The sequence below is a fragment of the Mucilaginibacter sp. SG564 genome, from assembly GCF_013149275.1.
GTDB lineage: Bacteria > Bacteroidota > Bacteroidia > Sphingobacteriales > Sphingobacteriaceae > Mucilaginibacter.
On the sequence record NZ_JABGNA010000001.1, the window covers coordinates 418,556 to 434,880 of the forward strand.

The window sequence follows — 16,325 nt, forward strand, 5'->3', positions numbered from 1 at the left end:
TAACCATGAAACTTAACTTATTAAAATCAAGCACCTTTTTTGCCTTAACACTGGTTGTTGGCCTGGCTTCATGCTCAAAAGATAATAACAACAACGGATACAACCAGGGTAATCCTCCACCAAGTCAGCCACAAAATCAGCCAGCAGCTACAGTTCAATTAGCTAACAATGCTAAATTCGGCAGCATATTAACCGATAAAAGCGGTCGTACTTTATATAGTTTTGCTGTTGATGCAGCAGATAAATCAAACTGTAACGGTAACTGCGCGGTTACCTGGCCTGCCTTTAACGCCGCCGATGCTTCGGTAGCGACAGGCCTTAATACTGCCGATTTTGGTACCATCACCCGTGCCGATGGCAGTAAACAAACTACCTACAAAGGATGGCCACTATATTATTACTCTGGTGACACCAAAGCCGGCGATACCAATGGCGATGGAATTGGTAAAACCTGGTTTGTATCAAAACCCGATTATACTGTAATGCTGGCTAATGAGCAGCTAACCGGAAATGACGGCGTTCAGTACACCAGTCAATACGTTGCCGGAACCGAAGTTGTGCAATACATTACTGACGACAGAGGCAGAACGCTATACAGCTTTAAAAAAGACAAAGCCAATACCAATACCTACACCAAAGCTGATTTTTCAAACAACAGTGTTTGGCCTATTTTCGAAATCGCTAAAGTTTTAAACGTGCCTTCAATTTTGGATAAATCACAGTTTGGAACAATTACTGTTTTTGGAAAAACACAGTTAACTTTTAAAGGCTGGCCAATGTATTTCTTTGGCGCCGATGGCGGAATAAAAGGAAACAACAAAGGTGTTAGCGTAGGTCCGGGTACATGGCCTGTTGAAAATACTGTTACAGCAGCGGCACCAGCAAACTAATCTCTTTTTTAACTTATAATAGCAATACAGGCTGGTTTATTAACTGCCTGTATTGTTATTTAAACTCAGGGATTGTAAAAAAAGCAGATAATATAAATTAAAGTCGCAGGCAACTATATCTTTGCCGATTACGTGATAGAAGTAAAATATACACCTATTTCGAAATAGCATAATACCCCTGGCTTTAATGAAACATCGTTCCGCTCCGCGACTGATCAGTTTGATCATCAACTGTATCAGTTTATTATCCCTGACCATCTTTTTATTAATTAATACAGCTTCAGCACAAACCGAGAAGCCTTTTTTTAGAAACATTGGGACAGATAATGGCCTGTCACATGATAAAGTGAATTGCATAATGCAGGATAAACGCGGTTTTTTATGGTTTGGCACCGAAGATGGTTTAAACAGGTATGACGGTCAGTACGTCACCATATTTAAAAGCCAGCCTAATGATACCACCTGCATTTCGGGCAATATCATTACTGATATGCACGAAGATAAAAACGACATTATCTGGATAGCCACCTCTGATGGTGGATTAACCTGCTATAATTATCATTTATCTGCCTCCAGGCAGTTTAAACAGTTTAAGTATAATCCACGTAAACCCGACGGCATTCCTGATAATGGCATTAGCAAAATAGCAGACGATGGAATAGGTAATTTGTGGCTGGCAACGGGCAATAATTATGCAGTAAGGTTTAATAAACAAACAGAAAAATTTGATATCCCGGTAAAAAAAGGTGGCAGCGGTATTTTATCATTGGCTATGGCGGGCACTGATACGCTTTGGGTTGGCCGCGCTGGTGGTGGGCTTTTGAAAATTAATGTCCATACGCTGCAATATAAGGTTGATGAGCATTATAAGAATTATTATACCAAAATGCCACATACCTCTATCTCTTCTATTTTCCAGGATAGTAATCATAATATGTGGTTTAGCGATTGGGACAACATATTATATCATTACGACCCGGTAACGCACATCGAAAAAAACATCAAACCGGTAATAGGATCAACTCCCTTATCTCAGGATGAGGTAACCTCATTTACCGAAGACAAGCATAAAAACATCTGGATGGCTTGTAAAAATACGGGCGTTCTGGTTTATAATATGCCCGAACATAAATTTATCAGCTATCAGCATGATCGTTTTACGGATGGATCACTGATTGATAATCATGTAAATACCGTTTTTATTGACCGCAGCGGTATTGTATGGATAGGTACCAATAATGGCGTAAGCATTCATGATCCGGTTTATTCGCCGTTTAAGCAATATTATTTACCCATCGATAAGGATGCCACTGTTTATGATTTTTATAAAGATGAGCATGATAAGCTATGGATAGCTACCAGCCGTGGGATATTTACCAAACTGCCCGGAGCAGAAAAATTTGAATACCGTAAATTATCCTTTGATGGGGAACCCTTGGCTGTAACTAAGTTTTTTATTGATAAAGATAAAACGTTTTATTTAGGTACCGATTATACCTTGTTTACATATGACGCGATAAGCAATAGGGTAACTCTTTTGCCCAACACTTCATCCGATGTGGTGATGAAAAGGCTCATCAACTCGCGCATAGTATCCATTGTTCGCGATACGATTGATGCTCACCCTGTACTAGTGGTTTCACCCTACGGGCATTACATCACTTATTATGACCTTACTGATAAAAAATGGATTTCAAGAGTTGATTCGGTAAAAAAAATTATAAGTAAACTAAATATCAAGGATAACCTGATCAAAAAATTCTACAAGGATAAAAAAGGTGGTTTGTGGCTGGCCACTAATAAATTTGGTTTGGGTGACTGGTCGCAAAATATTCCTTCCATTAAATATTTTACTGCTGACCGTGGTGATAATACCTCTATTAGCAGTAACGATGTTTATGATATTGAGGGAGATAAAAAAGGTAATCTCTGGATAAGTACCTACGGCGGCGGACTTAATTATTTTAATACCGTCGATGGTAAGTTTACCCATATCAAAGAATCGAGTAACTTAACCGAGGGTATGCAATCGGACCCGAGCGGTAATGTTTGGATGATATGTAACGGGCATATGCATCAATATAACCCACTTACACGTATATATAGCTGTTACGATTTGCCCAACCTTCAAAAGAATGGCGGCGTTAAAGGTTATGTTTATACTGATAAATACAATAACATGTATGCCGGCGGCTCAAATTTTTATATTGAATTTAATCCTGCCAATATCCACAAAATAACCAGCGACCCAGATGTTTACTTTACCGATTTTAAGATATTCAATACCTCTTTTAGTCATTTGCTCGAAAATAAAACCATTAAACTAAATTATCGCGAAAACTATTTTTCGCTGGAGTTTTCAGCTCCCGAATACAGCAGCAACCATGTGCATTATGATTACATGTTGGAGGGATTTGACAAGGGCTGGATCGAGGCTACCAAACGTAACTTTGCAAGCTACTCCAATCTGCCCGGCGGTAAATATCTGTTCAAGGTAAGGGCCTGCAACTGGAAGGGTAATGTAGTAAATAAATTTACATGTATTACCATTATCATAAGGCCTCCATTTTGGCGTCAATGGTGGTTTTACCTGCTGATAATTATTACTATAGTGCCAATTGGTTATTTCCTTTACCGCTACCGTATCAATGAATATATGAAAAGGCAGGCCATCAGGAACGGTATAGCCCAGGATCTGCATGATCATATAGGATCAACGCTAAGTAGTATATCCATTTATAGTCAGGTAGCTAAAATTTACCAGCAACAGCAAAAAGCAGATAAGTTGAGTGAGTTATTAAATACTATAGGTGATACCGCAAATGAAACCATCAGTGAAATGTCGGATATTGTCTGGACTATCAATCCAAAAAACGATCACATGGATAGTATTGTGCAGAAGATACGATCTTATGCCCAGCCTCTTTGTGTGGCTCAAAACATCCATTTTGCCTTTAATTGTGATAATAAGTTATTGAGACTTACGCTTGAAATGGCTGCCCGGAAAAATTTCTTCCTGATACTTAAAGAGTCGTTGAATAATGCTATAAAGCATTCCGGTTGTAAAAATTTAACAGTTGATATCCGGCTAACTAATTACGATATTGAGTTGCAAATAACAGATGACGGTGTAGGCTTTGATCTGGCACGAAAGGACGCCGAGGGAGGAAGCACCACAGGGGGCAATGGCTTATTTAATATTAAGTCGCGGGCCGATGAATTGAATGCCCGGCTTAAAATAGATAGTGGAATACAAGGTACTAAAGTGAGCCTGGCATTTAGTATCCTCTAAAAGTCATACTAAAAATGTTTTTGAATTTTATAATTACCCTAATAATCATAAAATAAATCGAAAGAATGAGTATTCGAATAGCCATATTTGATGATAATAAAAACATCCGTAACAGCATAATATTGTTGTTAAACACCGACCCGGCTTTTGAAGTAGTGGGTACTTTTAGTGATGCTCAACACTGCGTTGATAATGTAATAACCTCAAGACCCGATGTGGTTTTAATGGATATTGAAATGCCCGGTATAAATGGCATTGAAGCTGTAAAAATTCTAACTAAGGAGTTTCCTCATATCCAGATCCTGATACAAACCGTATTTGAAGATGATGAACGTGTTTTTGATTCGATATGTGCCGGCGCCTCTGGTTATATTTTGAAAAATCAGTTAAACAGTTCTTTAACAGACGCTATTAAAGAATTGCAAACAGGTGGTTCGCCCATGAGTCCTTCTATTGCCAGGCGTGTGCTAAACATGCTGCAGCAGGGGTATCAAAATAAAAAAGTGCCATCAGAAGAATACAACCTAACCGCACGTGAAAAAGAAGTATTAAGTGGTATTGTAAATGGGTTGAGTTATAAAATGATTGGATATGAGTTGAATATCAGCTATGAAACGGTACGCAGCCACATCAAAAAAATATATGATAAGCTCCATGTAGCCTCGCTTACAGAGGTTGTTGCAAAAGCTATTAATCAAAACATAGTTTAATTATTTACGAGCCTGCTACTTTAAAAGAACTGACATTAGTTCAATGGGTTAGGATTAAAGCTTTTTTCAATACGATTGAAACTGCTTTTTGATGATTCACAAATAGGGCATGAATAATTCGCTAATGATTCAAAATCTACTCCGGGAGCAACATTGTTCACGGCATCGCCGTAGGTTTGGTCATATATACTGAAACAATTTTTGCATTGATAGACGGGGGGAGCTTCTTTGCCGGGTTTTTCTTCAGCTTCCTTTTCAGTAACGGATAGTACGATGTTGTCATTAATTAAAATGCCATAAAAGTAGTTGCATAGCTCTATTAAACATTGTCCAAGGTTGGTTATCGGTACTTTTTCCTTGTAAATAACATCATCTTTCGAGTTCGGGTTAAAATCCCGTGTATGTAAAATATCAAAAACACCGGGCTCCTTTTTCTTGATAATGATAGCACCGGTTAACCCTGTTTTGGGCTGCATTTTGATGGCAAAACAAAGCCGGTGGGTGCGTAAGTCATATTCTTCAAATTCACGTACAAGCTGCCGTTTAAGCTCCAGGCTCTCGCTATTCAGGTTTTCGAGCTGCCAGTTTAGTTCGTTAGATGCATGGCGTACATTGATGCGGTATTTATTGAGGATGATGCCCCAATCTTTACGGTTACTTTCGCTGATACCTTTGATCAGTAACGATTTCCAGGGTGTAGTGTACACCTGCCCGATTCGGTTTTTAAGGCATATGGTACAGATATCTTTCATGAATTCCAGTGGGAACAGTTCATTGCGCCGGTAAATACCCAGCCAGTGTTTATTGTTCGCATACCGGTTAAAGCCTTCATAGTAGGGGAGTTGAAACTCCGGGAGTTTTAATGCCTCTGTGATGGGTTGGGTAACCAGAGCCTGCTGAGCGATAACAAGGTTGTGGAATTTTTGATGATTGATCTTTTGCCGGTCATAAAACAATGCTTTATGGTCCATGATTGTTTTTTCGGTTATCCGGCTCAATACAGGAATATCGTCCGAGTAAACCAGCGATGGCCAGCAGTAAATATCGGTTGTTTTAGGGAAACGGATATATAGGTGCCAGTAGTTGCTTACTGTAGAGGTAATGAAATTGAAGTTGCCACTAAAAAAAGGGACAAAGGTTTGATGCTGATCAACCAGGTTGACCTTTAATCGGGGTTTAAAATTAAACAGGTCAAATATATCTTTATAAACACCTTCCTTCATCCAGCTTTCTGTGTTGAAAATAGCGTCAGTAACATAGGAGCTAATGATGTTTGGAAACTCATCTTCATCTATTTCATAACTGATTTCGGCCCGCAGCATATCCATTTCCAGATCTTCCAGTTGACTTGCATCGATGCAAAAAAATAACTGTTGCCTGTTTCCGATACGAATAGACTGTGAACCAGCATTCTCGGCTATCAACAAAAGCTCATAAAGATCGCCGGCAGATACTACACCACCAGGCAGGTTTACTTTGATGCAATAAGTTTCTTTCTCGTCCATGGTTATTTTACCAAAACATCTTTAAGCATTTCTTCCAGTAAGCGTTTTACTTCAGGGCGACATGATCCACAACCCGTCCCAGCACCTGTAGCTGCGCACAGATCTTTTAGATTATTACAGCCTGAGGCTATTTTGTTCTGGATATTTTCGCTACCCACATTATTACAGCTGCAAACCAGCTTACCCAGTACCGGCTCGGCCTTGTTGCCGCTGCGTAACAGTTGGATGCGTTTTTCACTAAGTTCAGTTTTGTTGGCTATCAGTTCTTTAAATTCCAGAAATTCACTTTTATCACCTATGAGGATGGTGCCAACCAATCTATCCTGGTGAACGATACACTTTTTATAATACCGCTTGGCTTTATCAATAAATACAATCTCTTCATAGTGTTGATTATCAGGGCGCTCAGATAAGCCGATACTGCACAGATCAAAACCATGAATTTTGATGATATTCATAAACAGTGTGCCCTTGTAATAACTGGCAATGTCACCATTCATGTATTTGGCCATTACTTCGGCCTGTTGCTCGGCGGCGGCGGTAATGCCGTACATGGTGCCTTCAAATTCGGCTATTTCGCCTATAGCATAAATGTCAGGATCGCTGGTTTGCATGCGTTCATTTACGATAACGCCACGTTTACATTCCAGACCGCAATCCTTAGCTATTTCGAGGTTGGGCGTGGTTCCTATAGCCAGGATCATGGCATCGCAATCTATTTTGTTACCACTTTTTAGGCCCACCCCGGTTAATTTCGATCGACCGTAGAACAGCTGCACTTCATCATCATAATAAATATCGCAACCTTGGTCGGTCATTTCTTCGGCCAATAACTGGCTACCCAATACGTCCAGCTGCCGGTTTAAAAAGCGCGACACCCGCTGTACAATGGTGATACGCATACCAATTTCGCGCAATGACGCAGCCATTTCCAGCCCGAGTAAGCCGCCACCTACAATAACCACATGGCCACCCTGCGGTACATGTTTTATAAAGCCATCGGCATCGTTACGGCTGCGCATGGTGAATATGCCTGGCAGTGACGGCACATTTTTGGGCACTGATGCCCGACTGCCTGTAGCCAGCAACAGCACATCATATGAAGTTTTAATCCCACGCGAATCGATGACTTGTTTAGTAGCACGGTCAACTTTCTCGATACTTACACCCCGCAGCATTTTAATGTTATAGGCAGGCTCTTCCGAATCTTTCATTTTTATCAATTGTTCCCAGGATTGTTCACCACTGATGTAATCGGGTAACATCACCCGGTTGTAAAATGGGTGGTTTTCTTTACTGAATATGGTGATCTCATCGTCGGGGTTTAGCTCGCGGTACGATTTTACAAAGCCATAGGCCCCCGCACCAGCACCCACCACCACAATATGCTGAAAAGGTTTCTTATACTTTTTAAGATTTACGGCGCAGTACTTAAAATCGGGCTCTTTAGATATGGGATCAACCTGATCGCTGGTGACATTATTAGCCCGGTTTAAATCATTATTTAAAATTTTACCCCAATGCATGGGCAAAAAGACCACACCTTGCTTTATCTGCGTGGTTAACCGGGCTTGTACGCGTACCTCGCCACGGCGAGAGGTAATCACAGTAATATCACCTTCATTAAGCTGTAAAGCAGCTGCATCATCAGGATGGATCTCTAAAAAAGCCTGTTTATAGTGCTGATTAAGCTTGTTTACCTTGCCCGTTTTACTCATGGTATGCCATTGATCGCGGATGCGGCCCGTGGTGAGGATAAAGGGGTAATCAACGTCCGGTGCTTCACTGGTTAAAGTATCTGCAACCGGACTGATCACCGCTTTTGTTGAGGGGGTATAAAAAATATGATCTGTAAATAAACGTGTTGTGCCTTTGACCGGGCTTTTCTTTTTATAAGGCCATTGCACTGTTTTTTGTTCTTTCAGGATCTCGTAACTCAATCTGCTGATATCGATATTGGTTTTGGCGGTAAGCTTTACATGTTCGGCATAAATAGCTGCCGGGTTTTCAAAATCAAAACCTTTATAACCCATTTTGCGGGCAAAACGACAAATGATCTCGGCGTCGGGAAGGGCTTCACCGGGGGGATCAATTAACTTATTTAAATAACTGATACGCCTCTCGGAGTTGGTCATGGTACCTTCCTTTTCGGCCCAGGCAGCAGCTGGCAAAATTACATCGGCATAAGCCAGCGTTTCGGGTTTGTTACTGATCTCCTGTACCACCACAAACTTCGCTTTCTTTAAGGCTTCTTCGACCATGCGAACGTTGGGCAGGCTGGTAAGCGGATTGGTGCACATGATCCAGATGGCTTTTAAGCGGCCATCGTTTAAGGCCTCAAACATTTCAGTTGCTGTTAATCCCGGTTTGGGTTGAATGGTTGTACCACCCCAAAATTTTTGCACTTCTTCCCGGTGTAGCGGATCAGCCAGGTTGCGATGGGCCGGGAGCATGTTGGACAATCCACCAACTTCCCTGCCCCCCATAGCATTGGGCTGCCCCGTTAATGATAAGGGGCCAGAGCCGGGTTTACCAATATGCCCGGTGATCAGGTTTAGATTAATCAAACTCAGGTTTTTATTTACCCCTATAGCGCTTTGATTAAGCCCCATCGTCCACATGGTAATAAAGCCTTTGGCCTCGCCAATATATTTTGCAGCCAGGCGGATGCTGCTTTCGCTCAATCCGCAAATAAGGGCAGCTTCGGTCAATGTTCTTTCAAAAACAATGGCGCTATATTGTTCAAAACCTTCGGCGTGATTATTTATAAAATTAATGTCGATGTCTCCATTTTCGATCAACAGGCGACCAATGGCGTGATTGAGCGTAATATCGGTTCCGGGATTGATCTGTAAATGCAAATCGGCAATGGCGCAGGTATCCGTAGCGCGCGGATCAACCACAATGATTTTTGTATCGGGATTGGCGGCTTTGTGGGCCTCAACCCTGCGCCATAAAATGGGATGGCACCAGGCCGGGTTGCCGCCCATTATGTAAAAGCAATCGGCCAGTTCAATATCATCATAACAAAGCGGTACGCTATCCTCGCCCAAAGCAATTTTGTAAGCGGCTACAGCACTGCTCATACATAAACGCGAATTGGTATCCAGGTTATTACTGCCGATAAAACCCTTCATCAGTTTATTAATCACATAGTACTCTTCGGTTAAACATTGACCCGAAGCATAAAAGGCAACTGAATCAGGGCCATATTTATCGATAAAAGTTTTAAAAACAGCAGCGGTGCGATCGAGCGCTTCATCCCAGCTTACCTGTTGCATGGGCATACTTTTATTGTAACGCATTTGGGGGTACAGCAGGCGGTCACTTTTATCATTCACGGTATGGTGCAGGTTCATGCCCTTACTACAAAGCATCCCCTTGTTTACCGGATGATCTTTATCGCCCTGTAGTGTAACATTGCCATTCTTTTCTTTATTCAGCACAACGCCGCAACCCACCCCACAATAACAGCAGGTAGAGGTTACGGCATTGACGGTTAACCTGTTTTTTGATGATGATGCTTTTACGCTCATTATGTTTATGCCATACTGCCCGCTATTACCGGGTCAGTTTCTGTACTGGGAATAGTTTGTTTATAAAAACGGGTAATGAAAACAATTACGGCCACAGCAATAACCGTGTAGCCGATATAGGTAAATGCCTGCACATAAGTAATAGCGTTAGATTTGAACAGGAAACCGAACAGCATTCCTCCAAAATTTCCTCCGGCGCCAACTATGCCGCTTACCAACCCCACATTTTTGGTATTTACAAATGGCACTATACCATAGGTAGCACCGTTAGCCATTTTAAGGAAAAGCGCGAATGATAACATGGAAACGATAGCCGCCAGCAAGGTGCCCGATTGCGCGAACAGTGTCAGGCCCAGGCCTTCAAACAATAATACACCGGCCAACAGCAAACCTTTGCCGCGCATACCAAACTTACGACCAACCTTGTCTGATACAATGCCACCCAATGCACGGGCAAACAGGTTCATAAAGCCGAATATGCCCGCCCAAAAACCGGCTTGGCTTTGCGACAGGTGGAATGAATCTACAAAGTGAAGGGAGGCCACGTTATCAAAAGTGATCTCCATACCAAAACACATAGCATAAGCCATGGTCAGGGCCCAGATACGCCAGTCGGCCAATACCCTCCAGTCGGTTTTAGTTGATTTGCCTTGGGTATATCCAATTTCATCATAGTTACCATTGGGGGTATCCTTGGTGTATTTATAATATAGGTAGGCGATAACCAGCATCATTACTCCGGGTACGATCATGGCATATCGCCAGGCTTCTGCCTTGGTATAGCCAAAACCCACTATGGCTGCAAATATTAACGGCATCACCATATTGGTTACACCTCCGCCCAGGTTGCCCCAGCCGCCGGTTACCGCATTTGCCGTACCCTTTAACTGTGGTGCAAACATCATAGAGGTATGAAACTGCGTGATCACAAATGAGGCTCCGATAATGCCAATAGCCAGTCTGAACAATAAAAAGGTGGTGTAATCGTGTGCGAGCCCTACAAAAAATACAGGCAATGAACCCACCAGCAATAACCTGATGGCGGTTTTACGCGGCCCCCAGGTATCGCAAAGTTTACCAATAATCAAACGGGCTATAATAGTTGCCGATACTGAAGCGATGATGATATTACCCACCTGGCCCTTGGTTAAATGTAGTTCGGCGCGAATGGTGGGCATCAGCGGAGCCAGGCCAAACCAGCCAAAAAAGCACACAAAAAACATGAGCCAGGTAATGTGGAATGTGCGCATTTGCACGCCTTTTACTGAGAATATATTGAGTTTAGTAAGTTGATTTTCCATAATTCTGAATTTTAAAAGCAGGGGTTATTTATTTAAAAATTCGGGTTTGATGTTAAGCTGCAGGTAGGCCCATACTGGTTTTAAATTAGCGGCGCCGGGTGTGATATTTTTGGCGTACTCCATACTGCGGGTAGCCGCCATGTAGGAAAAGCCAAGGTCGATTCCTGTAAACTTATTGAGCTTATAGCCGGTAGTGAGGTCAAACTCAGTACCGAGGTATTTACTTACCGGTTGGCCATTAATGTCTTTCTGATCTTTAGCCAGCATAAAATAATGGTTGGCCAACTCTGTTGTAAACCTACTGTTTGATGAGGTATACTTTATTTTTAAATACGGATTACTCAAACCACCCGTTGGCGAACCACTTACCGCATAAAAATAATCCATGTATCCCCAAAACTTATGGGGCGTGCCATACAAGGGATCGAAACGGTGGTTGGTTTTTGAAGTAGAAAAAGCATCGTTACCAGAAAGATAGTCCCAACCAGCCGTATAGCTTAACACATTGGGTTTATAGGTCACCGAAGCCGTAAAAGTATACGCGCTTAATTCCGATCCATCGCGATCATGACCGCCCTGGTAGTAAAACCCGCCGGTTAATGCCAGCTGATTTTTATCGCCAAAGGCCGGATTGATTAACAGCCCGGTGGTATAACGGGTATTGACACCCGTTTGGTTAAAACGTTTACCATATACATAACCCACATCGGTACCTGAAGTATTTTTAACCGAATCCAGTATGTATTTACTAAACTGATCGGCCAGGAACAAACCTGACACTTTGGTTTTACTGAATTTTTTGGCCACATACAAATACTCCAAAGCTTTATAGTTTTGAGTTGCCGCGTTACTGCCGGGAGAGTTTAAATAAGCGGGGCTGCCATTTTTAGCGCTCAGTCCGGCACTGTTGATCAGCGGGATCAGGTTTGCTGGGGTATTGACCAGATTCCCTTTACTGTCTTTTACTGTAGCGGGGATATTTGCGGGAGTATAAAAGGTACCATTATAATTAATAGCATCGGAGTTTTGATTAAATGCCGCACCAAGATCAAGCTGCCAGCCATTTTGCAATAATTTTAATACAATGGCATCATGGCGCCGTCCCTGTTGTGTCCAATCCAGGTTACCCAGCAAGCGTTCATCATCATAAACCAGTTCCTGCCGCCCGGCTTTGATGGCAAAATAATCAACTGGGGAGATCTTAAAGGAAGTGTCTTTTTTGTTGGATAAAATAATTTCGGCCCAGGCTTCATGCAGACTTAGTTTATTGCCATCAGCAGGGGTTATGGTAGATGCATCCTGACCCCATAGCCTGACATCCTGAACCGAGGTGTGAAAAATAAGTTTGCTCGATTTATAATCAAGCGTTAAACGCGTTCGCTGGGAAACAAACGCTGCATCTTTGTACCCGCTGGTTTGCAGGGTACCGTACCCATCCCTGAATTCGCCCCTGGTGCGTAACTGCCCCGCGAACGATAGCTGTGCATTTGCATCAGAAAAAGAAAAACAGATTAAGAAAAATGCAATAGCAGGAATAGTGTATTGGTTTAATACATTTTTGTACATTTGAGATAGTTTTTTATTTGTTAAAGCAATGAAAACTGTTTAACCCTGTCTGGGAATGCGACCTCCCGGCAGGGCTTTTTTATGTTTTGTGTCTAAATGTTTATATCCATAGGCATTTATTTTGCTATTCTTTCTTTTTTAAATTTTAATTGTCATAAATATATCCAAATTGATGTTATGTATCAATTTTTATAATGTTAATTTGAAATTTTTATGATTTAAATCATAAAAACTAATTTTTTTATAAAATTATCAATTTATTACATCGTAAAAATCATGTAAATAACATTTTCATAATAATAATTTCATAATTGTTAAATAAAAATCATCATTATGTTTGTTTTATTTAATAAATAATGTGTTTTTTTGATTTAATTTATTATGAATTGTTAATATTGTTGATTAATTGTGTTTAAATTTGTGTTATTTTCAATAAAATTAGATTTATATCGATAATTGTATTGTTTTTGTGGCTTAAAAATAGATTAAAATAAAAATCCCTCAAAAAATTCGAACTTTGAGGGATTTTTATTTGTAAAAGATAGAAGTGATTTGAATTTCAAGTAAATTTAAGCTAAATAATGCCAATATAGACCCTTTCGTTATCTACTTTTACGGGATAAGTTTTAATTTGATAGTCTTCATCTGTTAGGCACTCGCCTGTTAAAAGCGAGAATGTTTTTTTATGAAACGGACAAGCCACCTTGGGATTGCAATCATCACCGGTGCTGCCAATCATCCCGCGCGAAAGCGCCATCTGTTGTTTATGAGGGCAGAGGTTTTGTGTAGCGTACCATTCTCCCCTGCGGGAGAAATTATATAACGCTATTTGCTCATTGCCGTGTTTTACACATACACCCCCGTTTTCGGGTACGTCATCTGTGTAGCAAGCTAATATCCATTCAATATCTGTTACTGTTTCCATGATAGTATTCTTTAGTCCGGAAGTTTGTTTTTTTTTAAAGATTTATGATATTTACCATTGCGCTTTTACCTGCTCGCGCATGGCTTCAAATTTTATAGAAGGATCTTTTTCTTCGGGCGCATTGATAAAGTGAGCGAAGCGCTTGCGCAGATTGGGGCTTCCAATAACTTCCTTCCATTCGCAATGATAGGTGTTAACCAGTTGTTGCATTTCCTCGTCCAGCTTTTCGGCAATACCCAGGCTGTCATTGATTACCACATTTTTGAGATAGCTCATGCCGCCTTCCATTTTATTGAGCCAGGTAGCAGTACGGGTTAGCGGGTCGGCGGTTTTGATATAAAACATCAGGAACCGGTCTATGTATTTGATACAGGTGGTGCTGTCAATATCTGTGGCCAGTAGTTGTGCATGTTGCGGCTTGGAGCCTCCATTGCCACAAACGTATAGGTTCCAGCCTTTTTCGGTAGCTATAATGCCAAAGTCTTTTGATTGTGCTTCAGCGCATTCGCGGATGCAGCCGCTTACGCCACCCTTGATCTTGTGGGGGGCACGGATGCCTTTGTATCTTTCTTCAATTTCAATAGCAAAGGATACGCTGTCGTGTAAGCCGAATCGGCACCATGTGCTGCCCACGCAACTTTTGACAGTTCGTAGTGCCTTGCCGTAGGCGTGTCCGCTCTCAAAGCCGGCGTCTATTAGTTCTTTCCATATCTCGGGCAGGTCATTTAAGTGAGCTCCAAACATATCTATACGTTGGCCGCCCGTTATTTTAGTATAAAGACCGTATTTTTTAGCTACTTGTCCGATTATGATCAGCTTGTCAGGGGTGATCTCACCGCCGGGGATTCGAGGCACTACCGAGTAAGTGCCGCCTTTTTGTATATTGGCCAGGTAGCGGTCATTGCTATCCTGGATGGTATCCTGCTTTACGATTACATCATTCCATAAGCTTGACAGAATGCTGGCCACGGCGGGTTTACAGATTTCGCAGCCATCTCCTTTGCCGAAATGGTCAAGTACTAGGTCGTAATTTTTAACTTTGTTTATTTTAACCAGATCAAACAATTCTTGACGGGAATATTCAAAATGCTCGCATATTACATTTTTAACATATTGACCATTTTTCTTCATAGTGCCGGCTATAAGATCTTTTACCAATGGTACACAGCCACCACAGCCCGTACCTGCTTTAGTGCATTTTTTAATATCATCAATGCTACAGGCTCCATCATTAACTGCCGAACAGATAGCCGACTTACTCACCGCTTCGCATGAGCAGATCAATGCATCATCAGGCAAACTTATTACACCAGTACCCTCGCTATCCTCAGTACCCCTGGAGCCCAATATTAGATCCTCCGGATTGGGCGGCAGGGTGATTTTATTATTAACGGTTTGCAGCAGCATATTATAGGCATCTGCATCGCCAATTAAAATGCCACCCAGTAGGTATTTGCCATTATTACTGATATTGATACGTTTATATATACCCTTGTGTGTATCTTCAAATATGATGGTACGACAATCTGGCTCTGTGATAAAAGCATCGCCAAAGCTTGCTACATCAACCCCGATCAGTTTGAGCTTAGTGCTCATATCATAGCCGTAAAATCCTTTCTCATGCCCTGTTAAATAAGAGGCCACCACATCAGCCATTTCATAACCCGGGGCAACAAGGCCATATATCATACCTTCGTAAAGGGCGCATTCGCCAATAGCGAAGATGTGCTCGTCGCTGGTTTGCATCTTTTCGTTAACGATAATTCCGCCACGGGTACCTGTATGCAGGCCTGCTAGTTTGGCTAATTCATCACGGGGACGGATACCAGCAGAGATGACCATCATGTCAATGGGGAGGCTGGTATCGTCATTAAATTTCAGCGCTTCAATTTTGTGGTCTCCAACAAATGCTGCAGTGTTTTTATTGAGGTGGATATTTAAACCCAGGTTTTTTAGTTTAGATAAAAGCATCCCGCTGCCCGTAGAGTCTATTTGTCGGGGCATTAGGCGAGGGGCAAATTCAATTACGTGTGTTTCTTCGACGCCAAGATCTATCAATGCTTTTGCTGCTTCGAGGCCTAATAACCCTCCGCCCATTACGGCGCCAACTTTAGCATTGGTGGCGTAAGTTTTGATCAGTTCCAGGTCATCAATGCTACGGTAAACAAATACGCCTTCTTTTTCGACACCCGGGATGTCGGGGACGAAAGCTGATGATCCCGTGGCTAATACCAGATAATCATATTTGATGGTAAGTCCTTTGAGGGAGTGGATTGTTTTTTCTGAGCGATTTATTTCCTGAACGGGATCATTAAGATGTAGTTCTATATTGTTGTCGGTATACCATGAGCTAGTAGATAGCGATAAGTCGCTTGCTGTTTTGCCGTTAAAATACTCACTAAGATGCACCCTATCGTAAGCAATACGGGGCTCTTCACCGAAAACAATGACATTGAAATGAGATGATCGGGTTAATAATTTTTCGCAAAACTTGTAACCCACCATTCCATTGCCAACAACTACGATGGTTGGTTGAAACATAATGTTTTTTTTAAATGTTAAAGCAAAAACTGTATCTATAATGCATTGTAGTTGCGACC

9 protein-coding genes are annotated in these 16,325 nt (G+C 41.6%); 3 read left to right on the forward strand and 6 right to left on the reverse strand.

Going from position 1 to position 16,325, the window contains the following annotated elements; genetic code table 11:
• Window positions 1–5 precede the first annotated feature (5 nt).
• From FHW89_RS01470 to FHW89_RS01480, 3 genes are all read left to right on the forward strand, one after another.
• Window positions 6–890 carry a hypothetical protein gene (locus FHW89_RS01470; RefSeq protein WP_172333231.1) on the forward strand — a complete coding sequence of 295 codons (885 nt, stop codon included), beginning with the start codon at window positions 6–8 and terminating at the stop codon, window positions 888–890.
• A gap of 187 nt (window positions 891–1,077) precedes the next feature.
• Window positions 1,078–4,182: a two-component regulator propeller domain-containing protein gene (locus tag FHW89_RS01475; RefSeq protein ID WP_172333232.1), complete on the forward strand. Its 3,105-nt coding sequence runs from the start codon at window positions 1,078–1,080 to the stop codon at window positions 4,180–4,182.
• Between the two features lie 65 nt (window positions 4,183–4,247).
• Window positions 4,248–4,892: a response regulator transcription factor gene (locus FHW89_RS01480; protein WP_172333233.1), complete on the forward strand. Its 645-nt coding sequence runs from the start codon at window positions 4,248–4,250 to the stop codon at window positions 4,890–4,892.
• Between the two features lie 35 nt (window positions 4,893–4,927).
• Here the strand turns inward: FHW89_RS01480 and FHW89_RS01485 are convergent, their stop codons facing one another.
• From FHW89_RS01485 to nirB, 6 genes are all read right to left on the reverse strand, one after another.
• Window positions 4,928–6,397, reverse strand: a complete 1,470-nt coding sequence (locus FHW89_RS01485) for a rubredoxin domain-containing protein (RefSeq protein ID WP_172333234.1) — start codon at window positions 6,395–6,397, stop codon at window positions 4,928–4,930.
• A 2-nt stretch (window positions 6,398–6,399) separates the two neighbouring features.
• Window positions 6,400–9,933, reverse strand: a complete 3,534-nt coding sequence (locus FHW89_RS01490; protein WP_172333235.1) for a nitrate reductase — start codon at window positions 9,931–9,933, stop codon at window positions 6,400–6,402.
• Window positions 9,934–9,938: 5 nt separating this feature from the next.
• A complete protein-coding gene (locus FHW89_RS01495) occupies window positions 9,939–11,234 on the reverse strand; it encodes an MFS transporter (protein ID WP_172333236.1) in 1,296 nt (431 codons plus the stop codon).
• 24 nt (window positions 11,235–11,258) lie between these two features.
• The gene (locus tag FHW89_RS01500; RefSeq protein ID WP_172333237.1) at window positions 11,259–12,800 is read right to left on the reverse strand and encodes an alginate export family protein; all 1,542 of its coding nucleotides are present in this window, start codon (window positions 12,798–12,800) and stop codon (window positions 11,259–11,261) included.
• Between the two features lie 574 nt (window positions 12,801–13,374).
• Window positions 13,375–13,725 carry a nitrite reductase small subunit NirD gene (nirD, locus tag FHW89_RS01505; protein ID WP_172333238.1) on the reverse strand — a complete coding sequence of 117 codons (351 nt, stop codon included), beginning with the start codon at window positions 13,723–13,725 and terminating at the stop codon, window positions 13,375–13,377.
• Window positions 13,726–13,776: 51 nt separating this feature from the next.
• Window positions 13,777–16,266, reverse strand: a complete 2,490-nt coding sequence (gene nirB, locus FHW89_RS01510; RefSeq protein WP_172333239.1) for a nitrite reductase large subunit NirB — start codon at window positions 16,264–16,266, stop codon at window positions 13,777–13,779.
• Window positions 16,267–16,325: the final 59 nt, after the last annotated feature.

Bases quoted from the DNA above. Each gene is read 5' to 3' on its own strand.
- FHW89_RS01500 (WP_172333237.1), bottom strand. From the start codon at position 12,800: ATGTACAAAAATGTATTAAACCAATACACTATTCCTGCTATTGCATTT.
- nirD (WP_172333238.1), bottom strand. From the start codon at position 13,725: ATGGAAACAGTAACAGATATTGAATGGATATTAGCTTGCTACACAGAT.
- FHW89_RS01480 (WP_172333233.1), top strand. From the start codon at position 4,248: ATGAGTATTCGAATAGCCATATTTGATGATAATAAAAACATCCGTAAC.
- FHW89_RS01495 (WP_172333236.1), bottom strand. From the start codon at position 11,234: ATGGAAAATCAACTTACTAAACTCAATATATTCTCAGTAAAAGGCGTG.
- FHW89_RS01475 (WP_172333232.1), top strand. From the start codon at position 1,078: ATGAAACATCGTTCCGCTCCGCGACTGATCAGTTTGATCATCAACTGT.
- FHW89_RS01485 (WP_172333234.1), bottom strand. From the start codon at position 6,397: ATGGACGAGAAAGAAACTTATTGCATCAAAGTAAACCTGCCTGGTGGT.
- FHW89_RS01490 (WP_172333235.1), bottom strand. From the start codon at position 9,933: ATGAGCGTAAAAGCATCATCATCAAAAAACAGGTTAACCGTCAATGCC.
- nirB (WP_172333239.1), bottom strand. From the start codon at position 16,266: ATGTTTCAACCAACCATCGTAGTTGTTGGCAATGGAATGGTGGGTTAC.
- FHW89_RS01470 (WP_172333231.1), top strand. From the start codon at position 6: ATGAAACTTAACTTATTAAAATCAAGCACCTTTTTTGCCTTAACACTG.